This window comes from Streptomyces sp. NPDC041135, assembly GCF_055592085.1.
The window spans coordinates 843,325-863,257 of sequence record NZ_JBVIYZ010000002.1 but is presented as its reverse complement, the minus strand read 5'-3'; the positions used below and the strand labels follow the sequence as shown (position 1 = coordinate 863,257).

Here is a 19,933-nt window from a genome sequence, read left to right as displayed (position 1 = left end):
TGAAGGAGCCGGAGGTCGCCATGGACGAGGGTGTCCGGCTGGATGCGACCCAGCTCCCGGACGGTCGCCACGGCGGCGTCCAGCACCTGACGCGGCAGTGCATGCGGCAGCTCCCCGGCGTCCTTGCACAGCCGCTCCTGCCAGGCTTCGGCCTGCTCGCGCAGCCGCGCAGGCCGGGCGGTGCGGGGATAGCCAGGCGGCGGTTGAGCCGCCCGGCAACCGTCGCCTCCTCGTCACCGCCCTTGACCTCCGCCAGGGTCGACGGCTGAACCCGCTCCGGCAGCATCGCGAACCGCTCGTCGTCACGCTCGTGCAGCAGCACGGCGCCGCCCCCGCCCCATGCAACGAACGCATCCGGCTCATGAACGGCGACAGGCCCTGGGTCAGAGCCTGCGGATGTGCCGGTCCAGCAGAGTGCGGATGCCGTCCACGCCTCCCGGTTCTTGCGCGCCGCGTTTGGGCAGCACGGTCAGACAGGAGACGTTTCTGTCCCCGCTGAGCAGGACGAAGGTGTCGGGGGTCTCGGCGTAATGCGGGGCGGCGGTCCAGTTGAGCTGGCTGGAGCCGCCTGTGTTGCTGACGGTGGCACCGAAGTCGTCGACCCTGGCGCGGTACGCCCCGTACCGGGACGCCATTTTGTGGAACTGGCGAGCCATGAGCCAGGGCTGCATCACGAACAGCAGCACGACGAGCAGGCCAGCGGTCACCAGCGACTGCATATCGGGGGTCTCACCCTTCGCCAGCGGCACCGACGACGCTCCGACGAACACAGCCACGCCGATCACAGCGAACCGTTGGGCCCGCCGGGCACGGCCCGACGCCTTGGCCCGCGCTTTGAGCGCCTGTCTCATGTCCTCGCGCGTCACCTGGTACTCCAGTTCGACGTACTCCCCCACCGTGGTTTCCGCACGGTTCTCCATGGACCCTCCCCTTGGTCATCTTCTTGATGGAACCAGGGGAGGATATCTGGCGAGCGGGCCAGTGCCGCGAGCCAATTGAGGCTGGGTGGGCTGTGCCGCAAAGCGGCTGCTCAGCTAGCTGTTCGCCGCATCCCTGGGCCACGCCGCCGCGACTGGCGAAGGCCTCGGGCGGACCTCGACCGCCCGGGTCGTACAGCGCTCCCGCGGTCGTGTGGCCCAGGGCGACCGCGGTGCCCGCCACTACGCGGCCGCCGCCGTCCGCCGACCGTGCGCGGCGGTCCCGAGGCGCTCCAGCAGTGCCCGGGCCTTCGTCTCGGCCTCAGGGCTCGGCGCGCTGCCGAGGGCGGAGGAGAGGTCCTCAATCCACGCGGCCGTCCTGCGCGCCTGCGCCGACCCGTGGTCGTGGCCGAAGGCCGACAAGCGTGACGGCATGACGAGTCGGTGCGCGTTATCACGACGCGCACCGCCATCGTCAGCGTCCGCCGGACTGTCCAGCCAGCTCCACCACTGTCCGGGGCGTCGCGCATCCGCATCGGCAGCCCTCCGCTCCGCCCACTCACGTACCTTCACCGCTCGCTCGACGCGGCTGACCACCTTGGACACGGCGTCCAAGAAGAACGTCGCCGCTGCAACGGCGTCTCGGGTCGGTGCGTGAGCCGGTGCCCGCGTGTCGGAAACAGGTAGTGCGTCGCATCTGCGGCGAGGTGCTCCCGGAGCCAGTCGACGGAGAGCCGCTGGCTGAAGCCGTGCATGGCGGCCTCTTGCACCAGGTACAGAAGCTGAGCGGTGTCGACGGCTCGGACAGTGCGGGGAAGGGCCGGGGTCATGCCGAGATGATGCCAAGAAGCTTCCGCTCAGCCGAGAGGTCAGCTGGGCTGGGATGCGATCTGCCGACGGGCAGCTCGCCAGATTTCCTCGAACTCCTCGGAGGTGAGTTGTTCGGGGTCGTGGCCTTCCCATTCCGAGACGGGCAGCTCGGCCATGATCCCGAACCTGCTGTCGTACTCGTCGAGGCGGCCCGCTTCGTGGGCCTGCTGCCATTCGGCGAGGGAGGCGGCTGCGATCGGTGTCAGCGCAGGCCCTTGGAGTTCGACCTGCCTGGTTACCCAGCCATCCGCGTCGACCTCGAAGTAGAACCAGACGTCTTCCCCGTCCCAGTAGCAGCGCATCCATGTGGTCACCCGGACATGATGCCGGGCCGGATGCGCCGCCCTGCTCCGCTTGATCTCAATCAAGTCCTGACGTACCCGGACGGGCAAGCCAGAGCTCTGTCGAGCTTGTGCAGCCACCCGGCCACCTCGTCGTCGGAGGCGCAGCCCGCATCCTTGACGCGCTGCACGAGCGCGACTACCTCGGCGCGACTCATCTCCACTGCAGTCATCAGGTTCTTCCGTCCCGACCACCCTCGTGGACCAGTGATTGCCCGGCCAGGTACCAGTCAGCGGACGGTTCGAGCATCGGCTCGAAGGCGGACTCCTCGTCGTCGTCGAGAACGTGGGGGAGGAATCCGTCGTGGACGGTGCGGGCGGCGGTGATGAGCAGACGGTCCAGGACTTCTTGGTCCGTGGCCGGGGGAAGTCGCAGCGCGGCGAGGAGGCGGTTGCGGACGGCGGGGTGGTCGGGGTGGTCGTCGAGGTAGTCCGAGTTGAGGGCCGGGGGCCGGAAGCCGGCCAGGGCGTCGTGCCAGGACGGCAGGACGATGGCGAGGGTCAGGGCCTCGGCGAGAGACTCGGCGATGAGCGAGGCCCGGCCCTCGGAGTCGGTGTAGAGGACGGGGCGGAGGCCGCCGGGGACGGCCGGGCCGCACAGGTAGTGCGTGCCGCCCGCGTTGCAGCCGGCGATGGGCTCCACCGGGAGAGCGTTGGGCAGGGCTATCGACTCGATCGGATCGGTGCGGGCGAGGTCGAACTCGCCGTCGCAGGAGAGGTAGGAGGCGACCTCGGGGTGTGCGGCGATCCTTCGGAGCAGTGCGTTCTCGGAGAGGGCGGCCGGATTGAGGGCCTGGGCAACCGCGGGGGTGAGGGAGTGTCCGGCGAGAACGTGGCGGACGGCGTCGAGGGGAACCGGGCGTTCGTAGTAGTCCTCGAACCATGCCTGAACGGCCTCAGGGGAGCGGTTTGTGAGGAGGTGGAAGAGGAAGCCGGAGCCGTCCGGGTCTCCGCTGCCCTCTGGGAAGGCGATGGTCGAGCCGGTGCGCCAGACGGTGTCGCCGGTCGCCTGCCACAGGCAGGCGGTGACCCGAGGGGCATCGATGTCCTCGCCATGGAAGGCGGGCTCGTCCAGAAGCGGGCGCAACGCCGCGGGCACCTCGTCGATGACACCGGGCCAGACCTGCTCGTCGTCCGTGCCGTACGGGCTCATCTCCGACTCGTGGTCGAAGCCGCGAATGAGTACGCCGGCCGGAGTGAAAAGGACGGCGAAGTCGTCTCCGGAGCCGTTGTCCATCAGGGCCGCCTCGACACCAGGGCCCCAGGCGGCGTGGAAGGTGTACCGGCAGAACCGCGGATCCTCAGCGATCGCCGTGTCCAGGACGGCCAGAGCACGCAGATGGGCACGGAGTCGGGCGGGATCGGGGAGGAGGGCGGCGGTCTCGCGCACTGTATTCATGGCGCCATGAAAACAGCCGCCCCTGACAATCCAGAACGCCCGCACAGCGGTCCGTCGGCGGCCGAGGTCGGGACATTGAGAACTCACACCGACGCCACTCCTCTATCACCAGTAAAGGAGTGGGGGTATGTCAGCAGACGAGACGAGCATCAAGGTGAGCACGGGGCACCGCGGTCGTCCTGGACCAGACTGTACGAGCCGAAGCACCCGTTCAACGAGGCGGTCGCGGCGTTCTACCATCCAGGCCTCCGGCGGGCTGGGCGATCTGTATGCACCGGTGCTGTCCTTCACGGCCGGCGGCGCCGAACGGCCCGGGCTGCTGGGCTGCGTCAAGGGGCTGCGGTTCATCCGGATCGAGGTGCTCGACACCGACGCCGCGGTCACCGCCATCGAGCTGCTGCGGTTCGGGCACTCCTGGGCCGCCGTCCACGCCATCCACGCCGCCCGCCCCTCCCCCACCCACCCCGGCGGCCGCTACCTGCTCACCCTGACACCGAAGGCGTATGCCGGCACCGGCTTCCAAGCCGTCCACCCGCCCCGTCGCCGCTGGCCGCCCGGCGGCAGATCGTCGCGGACGCCCGCTCCGCCGCTCATGCGGGCGGCGGGTGGCACGGCTGGGCCAATTGCGTGCTGTGTCAGTGCCGCGTGCCACACTGCCGGCCATGTCGCTCGCTGATCTCACTCTTGACCTGTGGCGGACCTTCGACGAGGCCACCGCCCGGCGGATCGCTCAGAACGCCGCTGACCACGTGGGCGGCCGGGTCTCACTCATCGAGGCCACGGAACACCTCGGTGCCCCGCTGCACCGCGTCCGGATCGAGCGGGACAGGCAGGAGTTCGCGCTGATACCCGGAGGCCGGGTGTCCCTGGGCTTCGATGTCGACACCTGGAAGCCGACCGCGCAACAGGCCGCCGACTACGCCGAGAGCCTGGAGCAGGGCTACGGTCACGGCCCCGATCTCCGCGCCCACCTCAAGCAGATCCTCAGCGCTCGCCGCAGCGTCCACCTGGACACCGTCCTGATGGCCGTGGAGGACGAGAACCTCAGCGAACCTCCGGCCGACATGCCGGCTGCCCTGTGCGCCCGTGGCCTGCGGATGCCGAGCAGCGACGAGTGGGAACACGCCTGCGGCGCCGGATCGGACACCCTGTTCCGGTGGGGCGACGACTGCCCCCTCGACCGCATTCCCTACGGCGACGACACCGGCCCGCACAAGGAACTGAACGCCTTCGGCCTGCACATCGCCTACGACACCTATCGCACCGAGCTGACCAGCGACGTCACCGCGGTTCACGGCGGTGACGGGGGCGAGTCGGTGTGCGGCGGCTACGGCCGCCTGCTGGCCTGGCTACCCCTGGCGACCACCAACCGCAATCCCGGCATGGCCGAGTTCGTGTACGGACCGGACGGCGAAGACATGTACGAAGACTTCTCCACCCGACCGGTGCTCACGCTCTGAGCGACCGCGTGGACGGCCCGATTGACGACCGGGCTCGCGGCTGGTGGGACAGGGCACGCTCCCGCTCCCTTCCCCGCCTTGCCGGCCACCGCCCAGCTCCTGGACGACGACGGCCGGTTCACCTACCGGTTCGGTCGACCGAGTCGGCCTCCAGCGTCCTCGTCGTCCACCGACTGTCCACCGGCTGAAGGTGAAAGCACAGGCCGAGATCCTGACCAGCTTGCTCGACCCGGTATACCTGGTGCACCTGTTCGGCATCCATCCCGGCACCGCCGTCCGCTACGTCCACACCGCGCACCCCGACAAGGCGCTGCCCCGGACCGCTGAGCCGGGCGGCGCCGGCCGGCCCGTCTGCCCTCCGCCGTGACCCGCTTTCACATGGCCGGGTGCGCGCAGACTGGCTTCCTCGCGCAGTCAGCCGCAGTTGAGCGACCGCGCCAGTAGCCAACTACAGATCCGCGATCCAGGGATGCCCCGGGTGTACGCAGTCGAGTAGCTCGGCCAGGGTCTCGCGCTGAGCTGGGGACATGTGTGGGAGGGTCGCGTCGAAGTCTGATCGGTCTTTTCGGCGGGCGTGCTTGGCCTTGAACAGCAGGACCAGTTCGGGCGCTAGATACGGGATGCCGTCTTGGGTGTGCTGGATGATGTCGCTGTAGGGAAGCCGGATCCTCTCATCGCGGCGGCAGATCCAGGTGTCGCCGTCGTGCGGTTCGCGGAACACGTCCAGCAAGTAGTTGCCGGTGGCCGGATCGCGGAGCCACGTCTGATGTACGGCGGCCAGCACCTCCGTTGTGGCGTCCTCCCAGATCCGGCCACTGCCTGCCGCGTCGAAGACGTATCCGGGGAAGCGGTAGCGGACCTCCGGAAAGCTCGCGGCCGGAATCGCGATCTCGATGTCCCCATGAGCGCGCGTCCGCCGACCGCGGAACAGGTCCAGCGCCCAGCCCGCGGCCACGTACCAGGGCGTGCCGATCCCGGCCAACTGCTGCGCGACCTCACTCGGGGTCCAGCAGGAGGACCACCTGTCGTGGAGGGCTTCGATCTCGCCGGGTGACAGTTCGATGCCGCCGCTGGGCAGTTGCTCGCTCACCGCAGGAATCTATCAGCGGTCTCGAAGAGAGCCCCAGGCCACGATCGATGAACCAGGCCAGGGGAACCTGGGGACCGGACGGTGCATGCCCCTGACCACGTGCGCGATACCGCCGAGGCCGGGATGGGTACGGCACGGGCACACCGGCGACGGCTGGTGGGGCTGACAACGCCGCGGCCCCGGGAGACGGCACCCTCCGTCTCCCCGGGACGACGTTCACAACCGGCCTCTCGGAGGCCGACTACCCGAGCGTCCACTGCTGGTTGCCGGCGCCGCTGCACGACCAGAGCTGCACCGGAGTCGCGTTGGCGGTGGAGGCCCCGCTCACGTCCAGGCACAGGCCGGACTGGACGCCGGTGATCGTACCGTTGGGGTTGACGTTCCACTGCTGGTTCGGCTGGCCGCTGCAGGAATAGACGATCACCTTGGTGCCGTTGGTGGTGCCCCTGCCGCTGGCGTCCAGGCAGAGGGTGGTGCCCCCGACCGTGACCGTCAGCTCCTTCGCCGAGGTGTGCGTCCAGGTCTGGTTGGGCTGGCCGTTGCAGCTGTATATCTGCTGCTGGGTGCCGAGGGTCGTGGTCGAGTTGGGGTCGTCCAGACACTTGCCCGCGCCCACGGCGTGGAGCGGTCCCGTGGTGGCGGTGGTGGAGCCGCTGCCGTCCAGGCCCATGAAGTGGATGGCGTAGGCGGCCATCTGCGTGCCCTGGATCGGCAGTTGGTGCCCGGCACCCACGATGCCGTACGTCTCGACCTGCGTGCTGCCGGAGCTGTTGTTGTACCGGGCCCGGTTCCAGTTGGTGACCGGGGTGTCACTCGACGACGGGGACTGACTCACCCCGAGCACGTTCGTCCACTGCTTGGTCTCTTCACCGAGGTTGTTGTAGTTCAGGGTGGTGTCGGCGGTGCCGTGCCACAACTGCACGCGGGGACGTGGCCCGGTGTAGCCGGGATCGGCATTGCGCACCAGGTCGCCCCACTGCTGCGGGGTCATGGAGACCTGGCCCCCGGCGCAGGGCCCGTTCCAGCCGCGCACCGTACCCGTGTAGAAGCAGTGGTAGGGCACGCCCATGAACGCGGCGCCCGCCTTGAACACGTCCGGGTAGTCCGCGAGCATGACGTTGGTCATCATCCCGCCCGACGACTCGCCGGTGACGTACACGGCGTTGGGGTTCCCGCCGTAGTGCTGCTCGGTGTAGGTGATCATCGACATCAGCCCGACCGGGTCACTGCCGCCGTCACGCCTGAGTGCCTGGTCGGACGAGACGTCCCAACAACTGCCGCTCGGGTTGGACGAAGGGTAGATGACGATGAACCCGTTCTTGTCCGCCAGCGACCCGAAGTCGGTGCTGGAGTACAGGTAGGGCCCGGAGCCCTGGCAGCCGTGCAGCGCGAGCAGGATCGGCGGGTTGGCCTTGACGCTGGCCGGCACGTACACGTACATCTGCAGATTGGTCGGGTTGGCGCCGAAGTTCGTGACCTGGGTCAACGAGGCCGCGGCGGCCTGGGGCGCGGCGGTCAGGCCCACACCGACAGCGGCGACGACCGCCAGGAGCAGGCCTAACAGGCGGAACCGCAGGTACCGGATTCGTGCCATGGGATCTCTTCCTCCACGGTTTGTTAGCGCCAACAGTGCAGTATTGCTCTCCACTGTCACACTGTCGCCAGATCCGGCCATTGGCTGCCGCACCACACCGGGCCCTCCGCCAAGCAGCTCCACCTGTGCCTGTCCCCAGCTCGACAGTCACCCGAGGGACTTCCCTGAGCGACGCCATGACGCCCATCAGGCCGGATGACGATCGGCGCCCCAACGGTGGCGAACCCCCCAGAAGTGGGCCGGACGTCCTCACCGGATTCCTGCACTTCCCGACGGTTGGGGCGGATGAGAGAACTGGGGCAAAGTTGGTCCACAGGTCACATGAAGCACTCCTGAAGAAGAAGGCGATCACTCACGAGATAGTGAGCGCTCACAATCAACTGTAGGGGTCAGGTGTGTAGTCGGGTGTCCCAGGCGGTGCACCGATGGAACGCCGAGATGACACTGACACAACCCGCCGCGCCACCTCAAGGGCCGCGCAGCGCGAATCTGTTCCACCACGGGCCCGCGCGCCCAGGGAACGGTAACCGCGAGGACGGGAACGTCCGGCACCCGGGTTGGCCCGGGCTCTGCGGGGGAACGCGGCGCCGGCAGTGCCCCATCACCGCGTGGTTATCCAGGGGCGGTACACGGACGGAGGGTGAGCCTGTTGCATGCGAAGGGCAGGACGAACAGGCGGAAGCAGTCTCTGCACCGTCGACGCATCGCATCGGCAGAACCGGAAGAACCGCGGCATTGGAGCGTCGATACGGGACCGCGACGTGGCATTGCCACGCACGGGTACCGCCCGCCGGTTGTGCAGCGGGATCACGCAGCTCGCCTCCGCCCATGCATTCCGGCACGTGCTTTCCCGCCCGTTGGTCCGGCGACGGGGATGGCACGCGCCGTCGGAGTGCGCCGTCGGTGTGCGCTGTCGGTGTGCGCTGTCGTCCGCTCAGCGGGCGACAGCGGGCGACGGGTTGCCGTAGTAGGCGTCCGGGCCGTGCTTGCGCGTGAAGTGCCTGTCGAGCAGGTGTTGCGGCGGGACAGGCGGGTCCATGGGCGCCCGCAGGGCCAGGGTGTGCAGGGCCATCTCGGCGACCGCCTCGCAGATGACCGCGTTCTCGAGCGAGGCGGTCGCGGTGGCCCCCCAGGTGAAGGGACCGTGCCGTGAGACGAGCGCGCCGGGCACCTCCTCCGCCCGGCGCGGGTCACCTTCGAGGAGGGCGACGATCACCTGCCCGGTGTTGTACTCGTAGTCCCGTGCGCACTGTTCCGCCGTGAGGTCCTCCGTCACCGGGATCGGACCGTTGAAGGTGTCCGCGTGCGTGGTGCCGAGGACGGGGATCGAGCGGCGGGCCTGCGCGAAGGCCACCGCGTGTGTCGAATGGGTGTGGGTGACTCCTCCGATGTTGGGGAAGGCGCGGTAGAGGCAGCGGTGAGTCTCGGTGTCGGTGGAGGGCTTGAAGTGCCCCTCGACGACGCGGCCGTCCTCCAGCCCGACCACGACCAGGTCGTCCGCGGTGAGGTCCGCGTACGACACACCGGACGGCTTGATGACGAACACGCCGGCGTCGCGATCGACGCCGCTCACGTTCCCCCAGGTGAGGGTTGCCAGCCCGGCCTTCGGTATCCGCAGGTTGGCCGCCAGAACCTCCCGGCGGAGATCCCTGAAGGAGGGGGACTCGCTCACCATGTCTCACCGTCTTTCCGTCAGCGGCGGCGGCCGGCGGGAGCAGGTCCCGCGGCAGCCGCGACCGCGCACGACTGGGCTGAGGGGAGCGACCACCCGGTCCTGGCCACGGCCGTCCGATGGGCACCCTCAAGATTGTGTGCGCTAACATAGCGCTTCCTCAGGGACTGGCTCAATAATTGAGGACCAGAACCCCTCAAACCGCCTCTCACGATGTGAGCGCACACACCAATGCGTCGAGGGGATTCCGTTCACGGCCGCTCGTCGATCAGATCCCGTCCCGGCCCGTAGCAACGAGGCGGTACCTTGCGAGCGGGTCCCACATCGAACGAGGACGGGGGAGAGGTTTGACCCAGCTCCCAGATGTCTCCAGGGCGCCCACCATGGCGGACACGGGGGCGAGCGCGGGAAAACGCCTGGCGAACAGTGAGGCGGCCCTGCGCCCCTGAGACCACGGGCAGGCGCTGGGGCCTCGGCGCCACGCCGCCGTAAGTGCGGTACGGACGTCCAGTCTCGCGAGCCGAGCCAGAGCGTCTGAAGCTCCTTGGCCAAGTTACATATCTGGGAACGACAAGCACGACGCTCCCCGGAACGCCACGGATTTGTGTGCGCTAACAAGCGACGCTCCAGCTCCCCTGGCATGCATCATGTCTCCGTGATTCATCGACGATCCGGCCTACATCGACGACCCTGCTGATCCTGACCTGCGCCATGACCCGCACCAGTGAGTGCGGGCCGGCGGAGCGTCGTCACCCCGACCGACACCCTGGCCTGCGCGACACGCACTGAGATCAGAGACTCAGGCCTCTTGCTTTTCGACTTTGTTAGCGCTCACACTGCCAAAGCACGACCGCCCGCACCCGTCGGCCGCGGACCTGCCCCGACACGGAGCCGTCCGCAGCCGTACGGCTCCTCGAAAGGCATTCCGGTGACCTCCCCCTCGCCCCCCGCGAACTCCCCGGCCCCCTCTTCCGACGTCCGCGAGCGGTACACCGTGGGCGTCGACTTCGGCACCCTGTCGGGGCGCGCGGTGGTCGTGCGGGTACGCGACGGCCAGGAACTCGCCTCCGCCGTCCACGAGTACGCGCACGCCGTGATCGATGAACGCCTCCCCGGCACCGGAGCCCCACTGCCGCCGGACTGGGCCCTGCAGCACCCAGATGACTGGCGGGAGGTGCTGCGCCGGGCCGTGCCCGAAGCCGTCGCGACGTCCGGTGTGGATCCCGACGACATCATCGCCATCGCCACCGACTTCACCGCCTGCACGGTCCTGCCCACGCTGGCCGACGGCACACCGCTGGCCGAGACAACCCTTGCCGGCCGCCCGCACGCCTGGCCCAAGCTGTGGAAGCACCACGCCGCCCAGGGGCAGGCCGACCGCATCAACGACCTCGCGCACGCGCGGGGCGAGAAGTGGATCGGCCGGTACGGCGGCAAGATCTCCGCCGAGTGGCAGTTCGCGAAGGCGCTGCAGGTGCTGGAGGAGGACCCCGAGGTCTACGACGCCTGCGCCCGCTGGATCGAGGCGGCCGACTGGATCGTCTGGCAGCTCACCGGCGCCGAGTCCCGCAACACCTGCACCGCCGGCTACAAGGGCATCCACCAGGACGGCAGTTACCCCGACGACGCCTACCTGGCCGCGCTGAACCCGGGGTTCGCCGATTTCGTCCGCACCCGGCTGGAGTTCCCGCTGTCCCCGCTCGGCTCCCGGGTGGGCTCGCTCAGCGACCAGGCCGCCGCCTGGACCGGACTGCGCCCCGGCATCGCCGTCGCCGCCGGCAACGTCGACGCCCACGTCACCGCGGCCGCGGCCCAGGCCGTGGAAAACGGCCGGCTGCTCGCCATCATGGGCACATCCACGTGTCACGTCATCAACGCCTCCGTGCTCGCCGAGGTCCCCGGCATGTGCGGCGTCGTCCACGGCGGCATCGTCGAGGGCGCGTACGGCTACGAGGCCGGGCAGAGCGCGGTCGGCGACATCTTCGCCTGGGTGCTGCGCCAGGGCGTGCCGCGGGAGTACTACGACGAAGCCGCCGAACGGGGCGAGGACCTGCACGCGCTGCTCACCCGCAAGGCGGCGCACCAGCCCGTCGGCGGCCACGGCCTGATCGCCCTGGACTGGCTGGGCGGCAACCGCTCCGTCCTCGTCGACCACCACCTCTCCGGCGTCGTGGTCGGCCTCACCCTCGCCACCCGCCCCGAGGACGTCTACCGCGCCATGCTGGAGGCCACCGCCTACGGCACCCGCGTCATCGTCGAGGCCCTGGAGGAGGGCGGGGTGCCGGTGACCGAGTTCGTCGTCGCCGGCGGGCTCGCCAAGAACGAGCTGCTCATGCAGATCTACGCGGACGTCCTGCGCCGCCCGGTGTCCCTGGCTGCGTCCAAGCAAGGGCCCGCGCTCGGCTCGGCCATCCACGCCGCCGTCGCCGCCGGGGCGCACCCCGACGTGCGTACCGCGACCGCCGCCATGGGCCGCCTGGAGCGTGAGGTGTACGTGCCCGACCCGGCACGCGCCGACGCCTACGACGCGCTGTTCGCGGAGTACCGGCTGCTGCACGACCACTTCGGGTCCGGCGACCTGATGCACCGGCTGCGCGCCCTGCGCAACGCCGCACTCGGCGCCGGCTGACGTCCGCCGTCGATCCGGTCCGTGGACCGGCCCGCCGCCAGGCACCCCTGGCCGGTGGCGGGTCCCTCCCCGCCGACCGCGTCCGCCGCGGCCGGCCCCGAATCACCGTCATCTCTTCATCACAGGAGCTCACGTGTCCAGCCCCCATGCCCTCGTCCGTGAAGTCTGGTTCCTCACCGGCAGCCAAGGGCTGTACGGGGAGGACACGCTACGGCAGGTGGCGGAGCAGTCCGAGCGGATAGCCGCAACGCTGGCCGCCGCGAACGGCCTGCCCGTCCGTGTCGTGTGGAAGCCCGTGCTGACCGGCGCCGACGCGATCCGGCGCGTCTGCCTGGACGCCAACGGCGACGACCGGTGTGTGGGACTCATCGCCTGGATGCACACCTTCTCACCGGCGAAGATGTGGATCGCCGGCCTGGACGCCCTGCGCAAGCCGCTGCTGCACCTGCACACCCAGTCGAACGTGGCCCTGCCCTGGGACACCATCGACATGGACTTCATGAACCTCAACCAGGCGGCGCACGGCGACCGGGAGTTCGGGCACATCCAGGGCCGCGTCGGCGTGCCGCGCAAGACGGTGGCCGGTCACGTCACCGACCCCGCGACGGTCGACCGCGTCGTGACCTGGGCGCGTGCCGCGTCCGCCCGCGCCGAGCTGGCCACCCTCAAGGTCGCCCGCTTCGGAGACAACATGCGCGACGTCGCCGTCACCGAGGGCGACAAGGTCGAGGCGCAGCTCCGCTTCGGCGTCTCCGTCAACACCTACGGCGTCAACGACCTGGTCGAGGTGGTCGATTCGGCCGACGACAGCGACGTCACGGATCTGGTCAAGGAGTACGAGGAGCAGTACCGGCTGGCACCCGAGCTGCGCGTTGGCGGCGAGCGCCACGACTCCCTGCGCTACGCGGCGCGGATCGAGGCCGGTCTGCGCACCTTCCTCACCGAAGGCGGCTTCCGCGCGTTCACCACCAACTTCGAGGACCTCGGCGGCCTGCGCCAGCTGCCCGGCCTGGCTGTGCAGCGTCTGATGGCGCAGGGCCACGGCTTCGGCGGCGAGGGCGACTGGAAGACCGCCGTCCTGCTGCGCGCCCTCAAGGTCGCCGCCGACGGCCTTCCCGGCGGCACCTCGTTCATGGAGGACTACACCTACGACCTGACCCCCGGCAACGAACTCATCCTCGGCGCCCACATGCTGGAGGTGTGCCCGTCGATCGCCGCCGACACCCCAGGCTGCGAGATCCACCCGCTGGGCATCGGCGGCCGCGAGGACCCCGTCCGGCTGGTGTTCGACGCGGCACCGGGACCGGCCGTCGTGGTCGGCCTGAGCGACCTCGGTGACCGCTTCCGGCTGGTGGCCAACGAGATCGACGTGGTGCCGCCGCCCCACCCGCTGCCCGCGCTGCCGGTGGCCCGCGCCGTCTGGCGGCCCCGCCCGGATCTCAGGACCTCCACGGAGTCCTGGCTCACGGCCGGGGGCCCCCACCACACCGTCCTGAGCACGGCGCTCAGCCCGGAGCACCTCGACGACCTCGCCGAGATGCTGAAGGTGGAACTCGCCCTCATCGACGCGACGACCACCGCCCGGCAGTTCCGGCGTGAGCTGCGATGGAACCAGGCCTACCACCGCCTGGCAGTCGGTATCTGACCACCCGAGTCACCGCGACTCCCCCGCCGCGCCGTCTCAGAGCCCGTACGACGTGGGTCAGCACCTCACCCATCCGCGGTGCGCGGCCACGGATGCCAGTGGGGCTGGGTGCGGGGCCACTGGAAGGCGGAGATAGCCCAGCTGCCCCCCTCGGTCCGCAGGTGTAACAGGGTGACGCCTCCCCTACGGCCGCTGCGTCACGGCCAGTGTCCTGCGGTACAGGACCGAGGAGGGCGCCATGGCGAAGCCATGGCAACCGACGACAAGGCGGCAAGCCGCGGCGGAGGGCCCGTCGGCCCGGCATGATCCAAGCAAGGGGAGCGGCCAGGTCCTCGATGTCTCCCCGGGGCAGCCCGCAGGGCCTGCCGCGGCGAGACGGCCCCCGTCTGATTCGAGGACCGTTCTGCCAGCCCTGGGGGCGTCGGGAGCCAACCGCCTGAGCAACGGGCTCTCTCACGCCGTCAACCCCTTCGTTCCGATGGCGTCCACCCGCCGGGCACGGAGCATCAGACGGGTGGGCAGCAGCATCCCGACCATCACCAACCGGCCCGTCGTACTGAATCGCTGGCCAGCCCGGCACGGGCACCCATCGCCGACGGCGGATACCCGGGCACCGGCTCTTCTCATCTCACACCGCACACCACGAAGTCACACCCGCCTGTGCTGAGCAGGGTCAGCTGCTGTGGTCGGAATCGTCGGCTTCCCGGCGACGGCGGTGTGCCCTCCATGCCGCACGGGCCCCGAACGCTGCTGTGGCCAGCTGCAGTGCCGCCGTTCCCAGGCCAATGATTTGTCCCACGCTGTACATCTCGCTCCTCTGGATTCGCGCACGCGCCCACGGCGTGCGGGAGAAGCGTCACAATCAGAACATTGATGCGCCAGAGACAAGATCCACTTGGTGGTTCTTGCTGCTGCCCAGCAACAATGGCTGTCAAAATCCGGACCGGCGAGGAGTTGTTGCGAGGGATGCAAGAAGCACGGCGTGGGCGCCCGTTAAGCGCCCTGGATCCGACACTGAGTCCGGAGATGACGGTCTGGGCGCAACGGCTGCGTGAGTTCTACAAGAGCCTGGGGCTGACCCTGCTAGCTCTGGAGAACCTGCTCGGCATCGACGCCACCACGCTCTCCCGCTACCTCAACGGGCAGCGGCTTCCCGAGATCACTTTCCTGAAGAATCTCGATGACGCGATCGACAAGCGGACGGGAGCGCACCTCAAGCCTGAGGTGATGGCAGCCGTGCGCGCCGAGTACCTCGCCGCTTGTCTGGTGCACGAGCCGCAGCGCCAGGAGGTGTATGTGCTGCGTGACGAACTGGACGAGGCACGGTCCCGGCTGGTGGCTGCCGAGCAGACCGTCGTCGAACTGCAGGAGCAGATCGCCGGCGAGCAGCGTCGCCGTCAGGAGCTGACGTCCGGTCTGCACGAGTTGGAGATGGTGGCGGCCGGCGGCCTTCGTGATGCGGAGGCGTCTCGGCGCGAGCGGGACATGGCCCTGGTCGAGCGCAACCTGTTGGACGAACTCCTCCAAGAGCACCTGATGGAACTGAGACTGGCCAGCCGCGACCGCGTCATCAGCTTGCAGCTCGAAAAGGAGGTGACCCGGGCCCTGACCGTAGCCGAGCAGGCTCTCGAAGACGTGCTCGCGGAGGAAGACGTAGCGGTCGGGCAACAGCCTGCTTCCGCGGAGACTGAGTCCGGTCAGGCGAAGACGCGGTGGTGGAAGCGGACGTCGTCTGCCGATCTCGCAAGGCTTCGCGAGCAGACTTCGCTGGCAGCCCAAGTGCACATCCCTGAGCTGGTGAGGCAGCTGAGTGAATGGGACTCCCAGGATTCCATTGACCTGTCCATCCCCTCGGTGGGCAGTTATCCCAGTACGGAGACTGCGCAGCTGGCCTCCGTGATCGACTCCTTGTTGCGCGAGTCCGCCCGGTTGGCCGGTGAGCAGGCCCTGTTGCGGGGCAACGTCAACGCCATGTTCACCAACCTCTCGCGCCGCTCCCAGAACCTCATCCAGCGCCAGCTGTCGCTCATCTCCGAGCTGGAGTCCCGCGAGGCCGACCCGGACCAGCTGTCCTCGCTGTTCAAGCTCGACCACCTCGCCACACGCATGCGCCGTCACGGCGAAAACCTCCTCGTGCTCGCCGGTGAAGAGCCCGACCGCCGCTGGACCCGCCCGGTTCCGCTGGTGCAGGTGCTGCGTGCCGCAGCCTCCGAGGTGGAGCAGTACGAGCGCATCGAGCTGGCCTCCGTGCCGGCCACCGAGATCGCCGGCCGCGTCGTCAACGACCTCGTCCACCTGCTCGCCGAACTGCTCGAGAACGCCACCTCGTTCTCCGCCCCCCATACCGAGGTCAAGGTCACCGGTCACGCGCTGCCCGACGGCCGCGTCCTGATCGAGATCCACGACACCGGCCTCGGTGTCCTCCCCCAGGACCTTCTCGAGATCAACAAGCGCCTTGCCTCGCCGCCCACCGTGGACGTCTCCGTCTCGCGCCGCATGGGCCTCTTCGTGGTCGGCCGGCTGTCCCAGCGGCAAGGCATCCGCATCCAGCTCCGCCCGTCCGACTCCGGTGGCACGACCGCGCTGGTCATGCTGCCCGTGGACGTCGTCCTACGTCCGCAGCCGGCTACGGACGGCATGCCTGGGGCCTGACGTGGTGTTCTGGACGCCCAGCGAACCTGTCAGCCTCGATCACTGCACCAGCGCCACCCGGTAGCCGCCGAACGATGCCCGCAGAGACGAATGACACGTCACACGGGCACGGAGGACGGCGTCCGGGTGGTCAGGGCATGCTCCACGGCCGTATGGGCCAGGCGCCGTCGGTGAGTCGGATTCGCAGCAAGCCCTACGATGTGCCGGTGCCCAAGGCACTGCTCCCCGGACTCGCCGAGGAGCTGGGCGTTCACAGGGCCGCGGAGGACCTGCGGCTGTGGGCGTCAGACGTGGCGAGAACGGCAGTACACGAACCAGCAAGGGCGGCCGTACGACGGCGGTTACCGCAACCCGCGAGCACAGAACCGCCTCCGTAGGCTCGGCATCCTCTTCCTGTACCACCTCGCCGTGATCTGGTCAGCCGAGTGGCGCAGACTGATCGCGAGGGATCCGCGCGACGATCTCGACAGCTCGCCGTCCCCCGCAGCCCTCCTGCCCGTTCCCTCCCGGGTGTCCCACGGGCGCTTGCCACGTGTGGCCGGATTCTCTCCCCTCCCCGACCGTGTCGCCTCGCAGTGGAGCACCGGCCGTCACACCCGCGCATCGTCAGCGAACACACGTCCGACCACGGCGAACGACCGGTACGGCAGTGGGAGGAGAACGCGATTTCCTCGGCCCTCGCCCCCCGCCCGACAGAATGTCCGTTGGCCTGAACATCCCTGCCGATTCAAGCCGTGGCGCACTAGACTCGGAATGAATGATTACGGGGAGGCCGCAGTTGCTGCATGTCGCTCTGATAAACATGCCCTTCGCCGACTGGAATCGTCCGTCATTCGCCCTGGGACAGTTGTCGACTCTCGTTCACCGGGAATTCGGCGACCGGGCACGAGCGCACGTGCGTTATCTCAACCAGGATATGGCCGAGTTCTTCGGGACACGTCTGTACGAGGCCCTTTCCGTGAGCCACGATCACGTGGACACGGGAATCGGGGACTGGCTGTTCCGGCACATCGCCTTTCCCGACGAGGCCGACACCACCGCCGAGTACTTCCAGCGCTACTACCGGGGTGCCCGGTGGGCCGACTTCCGTGGACAGATCCTGTCGGCGCGGGACGGACTGCTGGACTTCTGCGAGGAACTGATCGACCGCCACCGGCTGGACGAGGCCGACATCGTGGGGTTCAGTTCGATGTTCGCCCAGCATGTGCCGAGTATCGCGCTGGCGCGGCTGATCAAGGAACGCAGCCCGCGGACGCTCGTCGTGCTCGGCGGGGCGAACTGTGAAGCGCCCATGGGCGCGGTGATCGCCGAGCACGTACCGGCCGTCGACTTCGTCTTCTCCGGGCCGGCGCTGAACACCTTCGGCGACTTCCTGCGGTGCGTCCTCGACGAGGACCCGGAGCGCGCCGACAACATTCCGGGAATCCTCTCCGAGCGGAACTGCCGCGACCCGCGCTTCCGCAGGTCCATCGGCGCGGAACGCGATATCGATGACTTCTTCCTGCCCGACTACGACAGTTTCTTCGAGGCACTGGAGAACCATCCGGAACTTCGGCGCACGGGCACCAGTGAACCCATACTGTTCTTCGAAACGTCCCGCGGCTGCTGGTGGGGACAGCGTTCGCACTGCACCTTCTGCGGACTGAACGGTGAAAGCATGACCTTTCGGTCCATGGCTCCGGATCTGGCCGTCCAGCAGTTCGAGTGGCTATTCGGCTTCGCACCCACGTACACCTCGCTCTTCTGCACGGACAACGTCATGCCGCGCAACTACGCGCGCGAAGTCTTCCCCCGGCTCGACCCCCCGCCCGGGACCGAGATCTTCTACGAGGTCAAGCTCCCACTGAGCCGCCAGGACCTGCGCGCCATGACGGACGCCGGCGTCACCGTCGTCCAGCCCGGCATCGAGGCGCTGTCCACCTCGACGCTCACACTGATGGGCAAGGGCACGACCGCGTTCCAGAACCTGCAGTTCCTCAAGAACTGCGAGGAGTTCGGGATCAAGCCCGAGTGGAACCTCCTGATCGGCTTCCCCGGCGAGGACCCCGCGGTCTACCGCAAGTACGCCGAGGAACTGCGCGACTTCGTGCACCTGGTCCCGCCGCACGGCGTGTACATGGTGCGCTTCGACCGCTTCAGTCCCTACTTCAAGCGGAGTGACGAGTACGGACTCGTCCTGAAGCCCGTGGACTACTACTCCCTGACGTATCCCTTCGACACGTCGGCGCTGTCCGATCTCGCTTACTTCTTCGCGGACCAGAACCTGGCGCCGTACATGCTCGACGCGGTCGAGTGGCACGACGAGCTGAGCGAGCTGGTCACCCAGTGGCGTGCGGCCCGGTACGGGGAGGACGCAACGCTCCGTCGCGAGTTGCGGCTGACCGCCGGGGACGACGGCAGCCTCACGGTCCGGGACTCCCGTTCCGGCGCTCTCCGTACGCACCGGGTCGACGCGGCGACCGGCCGGCTGCTGCGCCGGCTGTCCTCGCCGGCCACGCCCGAGCGGCTGGCCCGGGACTGGCCCGAGGGGCCGGACGACCTGAGGCACCGCCTCGACGCGCTCACCGGACAGCGGTTCCTCTTCGCGGAGGACGGCCGGGTGATGAGCCTGGTGCTGACCGGAGCGGACGGCGAGGCAGAGGAACCCGCCAGCGACGAACCCGCCACGGCCGGCGCCCGGCGGCTGCTGCCGCTGTCGTCGAGGGCGCCGCGATGACGGCCGGGACCACCCCCATGCTCCCGCTGGTCGTCGAGAGGCACGGCGGGTCCGCCGTGGAACGGCTGCGCACCCGGCGGGAGGAACTGCGGGCCGCGCTGCGCGAGCGCGGCGCGCTGTTGCTGCGCGGCTTCGACGTCGGAGGCGCCGACGGATTCGCCGACATCGTCCGCACGCTCTCCGGCGAGCCGCTGCCGTACACCGAGCGGTCCTCCCCCCGCAGCGTGATCAAGGGGCACGTCTACACGTCCACCGACTACCCGCCCGGCGAAGAGATCTTCCTGCACAACGAGAACTCCTACCAGGCGAGTTGGCCGCTGACCCTGTACTTCCACTGCGTGCGCCCGCCGTCGGCCCGGGGCGCCACCCCGCTGGCCGACACCCGGCGGGTGCTGGCCGCCGTCGACGACGAGGTGCGCCGGGAGTTCGCCCGGCGCGGCTGGATGGTCGTACGCAACTACGGCGACCTGGTCGGCCTGCCGTGGCAGGAGGCTTTCGCCACCGAGGACCGCGCGGAGGTCGAGCGTCACTGCCGGGAGCGGGACATCGAGGCACAGTGGCTGCCCGGCGGCGGGCTGCGCACCCGGGCGGTACGGGAGGTCGTGCACCGGCATCCGGTGACCGGCGAGGCGGTGTGGTTCAACCATGCGACGGTCTTCCACGTCACCACGCTGCCGGAGTCGGTCCGGCTCGGGCTGCTGGAGATGCTGGGCGAGGAGAACCTCCCGAGCCAGACCTACTACGGTGACGGCGGATCGATTCCGGACGACGTCATGGCTCATCTGCGGGCCTGCTACCGGGCCGCGGCGACCCGCTTCGACTACCGTGCGGACGACGTCCTGGTGATCGACAACATGCTGGTCTCGCACGGCCGCGAGCCGTTCACGGGGCCCCGCCGGATCGCGGTCGCCATGGCGGAGCCGTACACACCCGACCGCTAGCCCCAGG

Annotated in this window: 15 protein-coding genes and 1 pseudogene; 8 read left to right on the top strand and 8 right to left on the bottom strand. The window is 69.1% G+C overall.

The window, feature by feature from the left end; translation table 11 throughout:
- Nucleotides 1-11 precede the first annotated feature (11 nt).
- The 5 genes and pseudogenes from ACZ6CZ_RS08050 to ACZ6CZ_RS08030 form a co-directional block, all read right to left on the bottom strand.
- Nucleotides 12-388, bottom strand: a pseudogene (locus tag ACZ6CZ_RS08050) (aminoglycoside phosphotransferase family protein); the annotation flags it as partial.
- Complete coding sequence (locus ACZ6CZ_RS08045) at nucleotides 384-920, bottom strand: YcxB family protein (protein WP_469016369.1); 537 nt, start codon at nucleotides 918-920, stop codon at nucleotides 384-386. The gene ACZ6CZ_RS08045 and the pseudogene ACZ6CZ_RS08050, both read right to left, overlap by 5 nt.
- A gap of 240 nt (nucleotides 921-1,160) precedes the next feature.
- Nucleotides 1,161-1,352, bottom strand: a complete 192-nt coding sequence (locus tag ACZ6CZ_RS08040) for a hypothetical protein (protein ID WP_469016368.1) — start codon at nucleotides 1,350-1,352, stop codon at nucleotides 1,161-1,163.
- Nucleotides 1,353-1,786: 434 nt separating this feature from the next.
- Nucleotides 1,787-2,101 (bottom strand): hypothetical protein, encoded by a 315-nt coding sequence (locus tag ACZ6CZ_RS08035; protein ID WP_469016365.1) that lies wholly within the window; start codon nucleotides 2,099-2,101, stop codon nucleotides 1,787-1,789.
- Nucleotides 2,102-2,300: 199 nt separating this feature from the next.
- Entirely contained in the window at nucleotides 2,301-3,527 is a 1,227-nt protein-coding gene (locus ACZ6CZ_RS08030; RefSeq protein WP_469016362.1) for a hypothetical protein, read from the bottom strand.
- Between the two features lie 277 nt (nucleotides 3,528-3,804).
- Between ACZ6CZ_RS08030 and ACZ6CZ_RS08025 the strand changes: the two genes are divergently transcribed.
- From ACZ6CZ_RS08025 to ACZ6CZ_RS08015, 3 genes are all read left to right on the top strand, one after another.
- A complete protein-coding gene (locus tag ACZ6CZ_RS08025; protein WP_469016360.1) occupies nucleotides 3,805-4,203 on the top strand; it encodes a PIN domain-containing protein in 399 nt (132 codons plus the stop codon).
- Nucleotides 4,190-4,987, top strand: a complete 798-nt coding sequence (locus tag ACZ6CZ_RS08020; protein ID WP_469016358.1) for a hypothetical protein — start codon at nucleotides 4,190-4,192, stop codon at nucleotides 4,985-4,987. The genes ACZ6CZ_RS08025 and ACZ6CZ_RS08020 overlap by 14 nt, the downstream gene beginning before the upstream one ends.
- 220 nt (nucleotides 4,988-5,207) lie before the next feature.
- Nucleotides 5,208-5,354 (top strand): hypothetical protein, encoded by a 147-nt coding sequence (locus tag ACZ6CZ_RS08015; RefSeq protein WP_469016355.1) that lies wholly within the window; start codon nucleotides 5,208-5,210, stop codon nucleotides 5,352-5,354.
- A gap of 81 nt (nucleotides 5,355-5,435) precedes the next feature.
- Here the strand turns inward: ACZ6CZ_RS08015 and ACZ6CZ_RS08010 are convergent, their stop codons facing one another.
- From ACZ6CZ_RS08010 to araD, 3 genes are all read right to left on the bottom strand, one after another.
- Nucleotides 5,436-6,077, bottom strand: a complete 642-nt coding sequence (locus ACZ6CZ_RS08010) for a nucleotidyltransferase domain-containing protein (protein ID WP_469016353.1) — start codon at nucleotides 6,075-6,077, stop codon at nucleotides 5,436-5,438.
- 241 nt (nucleotides 6,078-6,318) lie between these two features.
- Nucleotides 6,319-7,671 carry an extracellular catalytic domain type 1 short-chain-length polyhydroxyalkanoate depolymerase gene (locus ACZ6CZ_RS08005; RefSeq protein ID WP_469016351.1) on the bottom strand — a complete coding sequence of 451 codons (1,353 nt, stop codon included), beginning with the start codon at nucleotides 7,669-7,671 and terminating at the stop codon, nucleotides 6,319-6,321.
- 934 nt (nucleotides 7,672-8,605) lie between these two features.
- The gene (araD, locus tag ACZ6CZ_RS08000) at nucleotides 8,606-9,346 is read right to left on the bottom strand and encodes an L-ribulose-5-phosphate 4-epimerase AraD (protein WP_469016348.1); all 741 of its coding nucleotides are present in this window, start codon (nucleotides 9,344-9,346) and stop codon (nucleotides 8,606-8,608) included.
- Nucleotides 9,347-10,271: 925 nt separating this feature from the next.
- Between araD and araB the strand changes: the two genes are divergently transcribed.
- The 5 genes from araB to ACZ6CZ_RS07975 all read left to right on the top strand — a co-directional run bounded on the left by araB (nucleotide 10,272) and on the right by ACZ6CZ_RS07975 (nucleotide 19,926).
- On the top strand, nucleotides 10,272-11,972 hold the full coding sequence (gene araB, locus ACZ6CZ_RS07995; RefSeq protein ID WP_469016346.1) for a ribulokinase: 1,701 nt from the start codon (nucleotides 10,272-10,274) through the stop codon (nucleotides 11,970-11,972).
- Nucleotides 11,973-12,105: 133 nt separating this feature from the next.
- Nucleotides 12,106-13,617 carry an L-arabinose isomerase gene (araA, locus tag ACZ6CZ_RS07990; protein WP_469016343.1) on the top strand — a complete coding sequence of 504 codons (1,512 nt, stop codon included), beginning with the start codon at nucleotides 12,106-12,108 and terminating at the stop codon, nucleotides 13,615-13,617.
- 1,026 nt (nucleotides 13,618-14,643) lie between these two features.
- Entirely contained in the window at nucleotides 14,644-16,269 is a 1,626-nt protein-coding gene (locus ACZ6CZ_RS07985; RefSeq protein ID WP_469016341.1) for a sensor histidine kinase, read from the top strand.
- A gap of 757 nt (nucleotides 16,270-17,026) precedes the next feature.
- Nucleotides 17,027-18,985: a RiPP maturation radical SAM C-methyltransferase gene (locus ACZ6CZ_RS07980; RefSeq protein ID WP_469016339.1), complete on the top strand. Its 1,959-nt coding sequence runs from the start codon at nucleotides 17,027-17,029 to the stop codon at nucleotides 18,983-18,985.
- Entirely contained in the window at nucleotides 18,982-19,926 is a 945-nt protein-coding gene (locus ACZ6CZ_RS07975) for a TauD/TfdA family dioxygenase (RefSeq protein ID WP_469016337.1), read from the top strand. Before ACZ6CZ_RS07980 ends, ACZ6CZ_RS07975 begins: the two co-directional genes overlap by 4 nt.
- Nucleotides 19,927-19,933: the final 7 nt, after the last annotated feature.

What these genes read in the sequence shown, in the direction of transcription:
- ACZ6CZ_RS08020 (WP_469016358.1), top strand. Translation starts at nt 4,190, where the DNA reads ATGTCGCTCGCTGATCTCACTCTTGACCTGTGGCGGACCTTCGACGAG.
- ACZ6CZ_RS08030 (WP_469016362.1), bottom strand. Translation starts at nt 3,527, where the DNA reads ATGAATACAGTGCGCGAGACCGCCGCCCTCCTCCCCGATCCCGCCCGA.
- ACZ6CZ_RS08045 (WP_469016369.1), bottom strand. Translation starts at nt 920, where the DNA reads ATGGAGAACCGTGCGGAAACCACGGTGGGGGAGTACGTCGAACTGGAG.
- araD (WP_469016348.1), bottom strand. Translation starts at nt 9,346, where the DNA reads ATGGTGAGCGAGTCCCCCTCCTTCAGGGATCTCCGCCGGGAGGTTCTG.
- ACZ6CZ_RS08005 (WP_469016351.1), bottom strand. Translation starts at nt 7,671, where the DNA reads ATGGCACGAATCCGGTACCTGCGGTTCCGCCTGTTAGGCCTGCTCCTG.
- ACZ6CZ_RS07985 (WP_469016341.1), top strand. Translation starts at nt 14,644, where the DNA reads ATGACGGTCTGGGCGCAACGGCTGCGTGAGTTCTACAAGAGCCTGGGG.
- ACZ6CZ_RS08040 (WP_469016368.1), bottom strand. Translation starts at nt 1,352, where the DNA reads ATGCCGTCACGCTTGTCGGCCTTCGGCCACGACCACGGGTCGGCGCAG.
- ACZ6CZ_RS07980 (WP_469016339.1), top strand. Translation starts at nt 17,027, where the DNA reads ATGATTACGGGGAGGCCGCAGTTGCTGCATGTCGCTCTGATAAACATG.
- ACZ6CZ_RS07975 (WP_469016337.1), top strand. Translation starts at nt 18,982, where the DNA reads ATGACGGCCGGGACCACCCCCATGCTCCCGCTGGTCGTCGAGAGGCAC.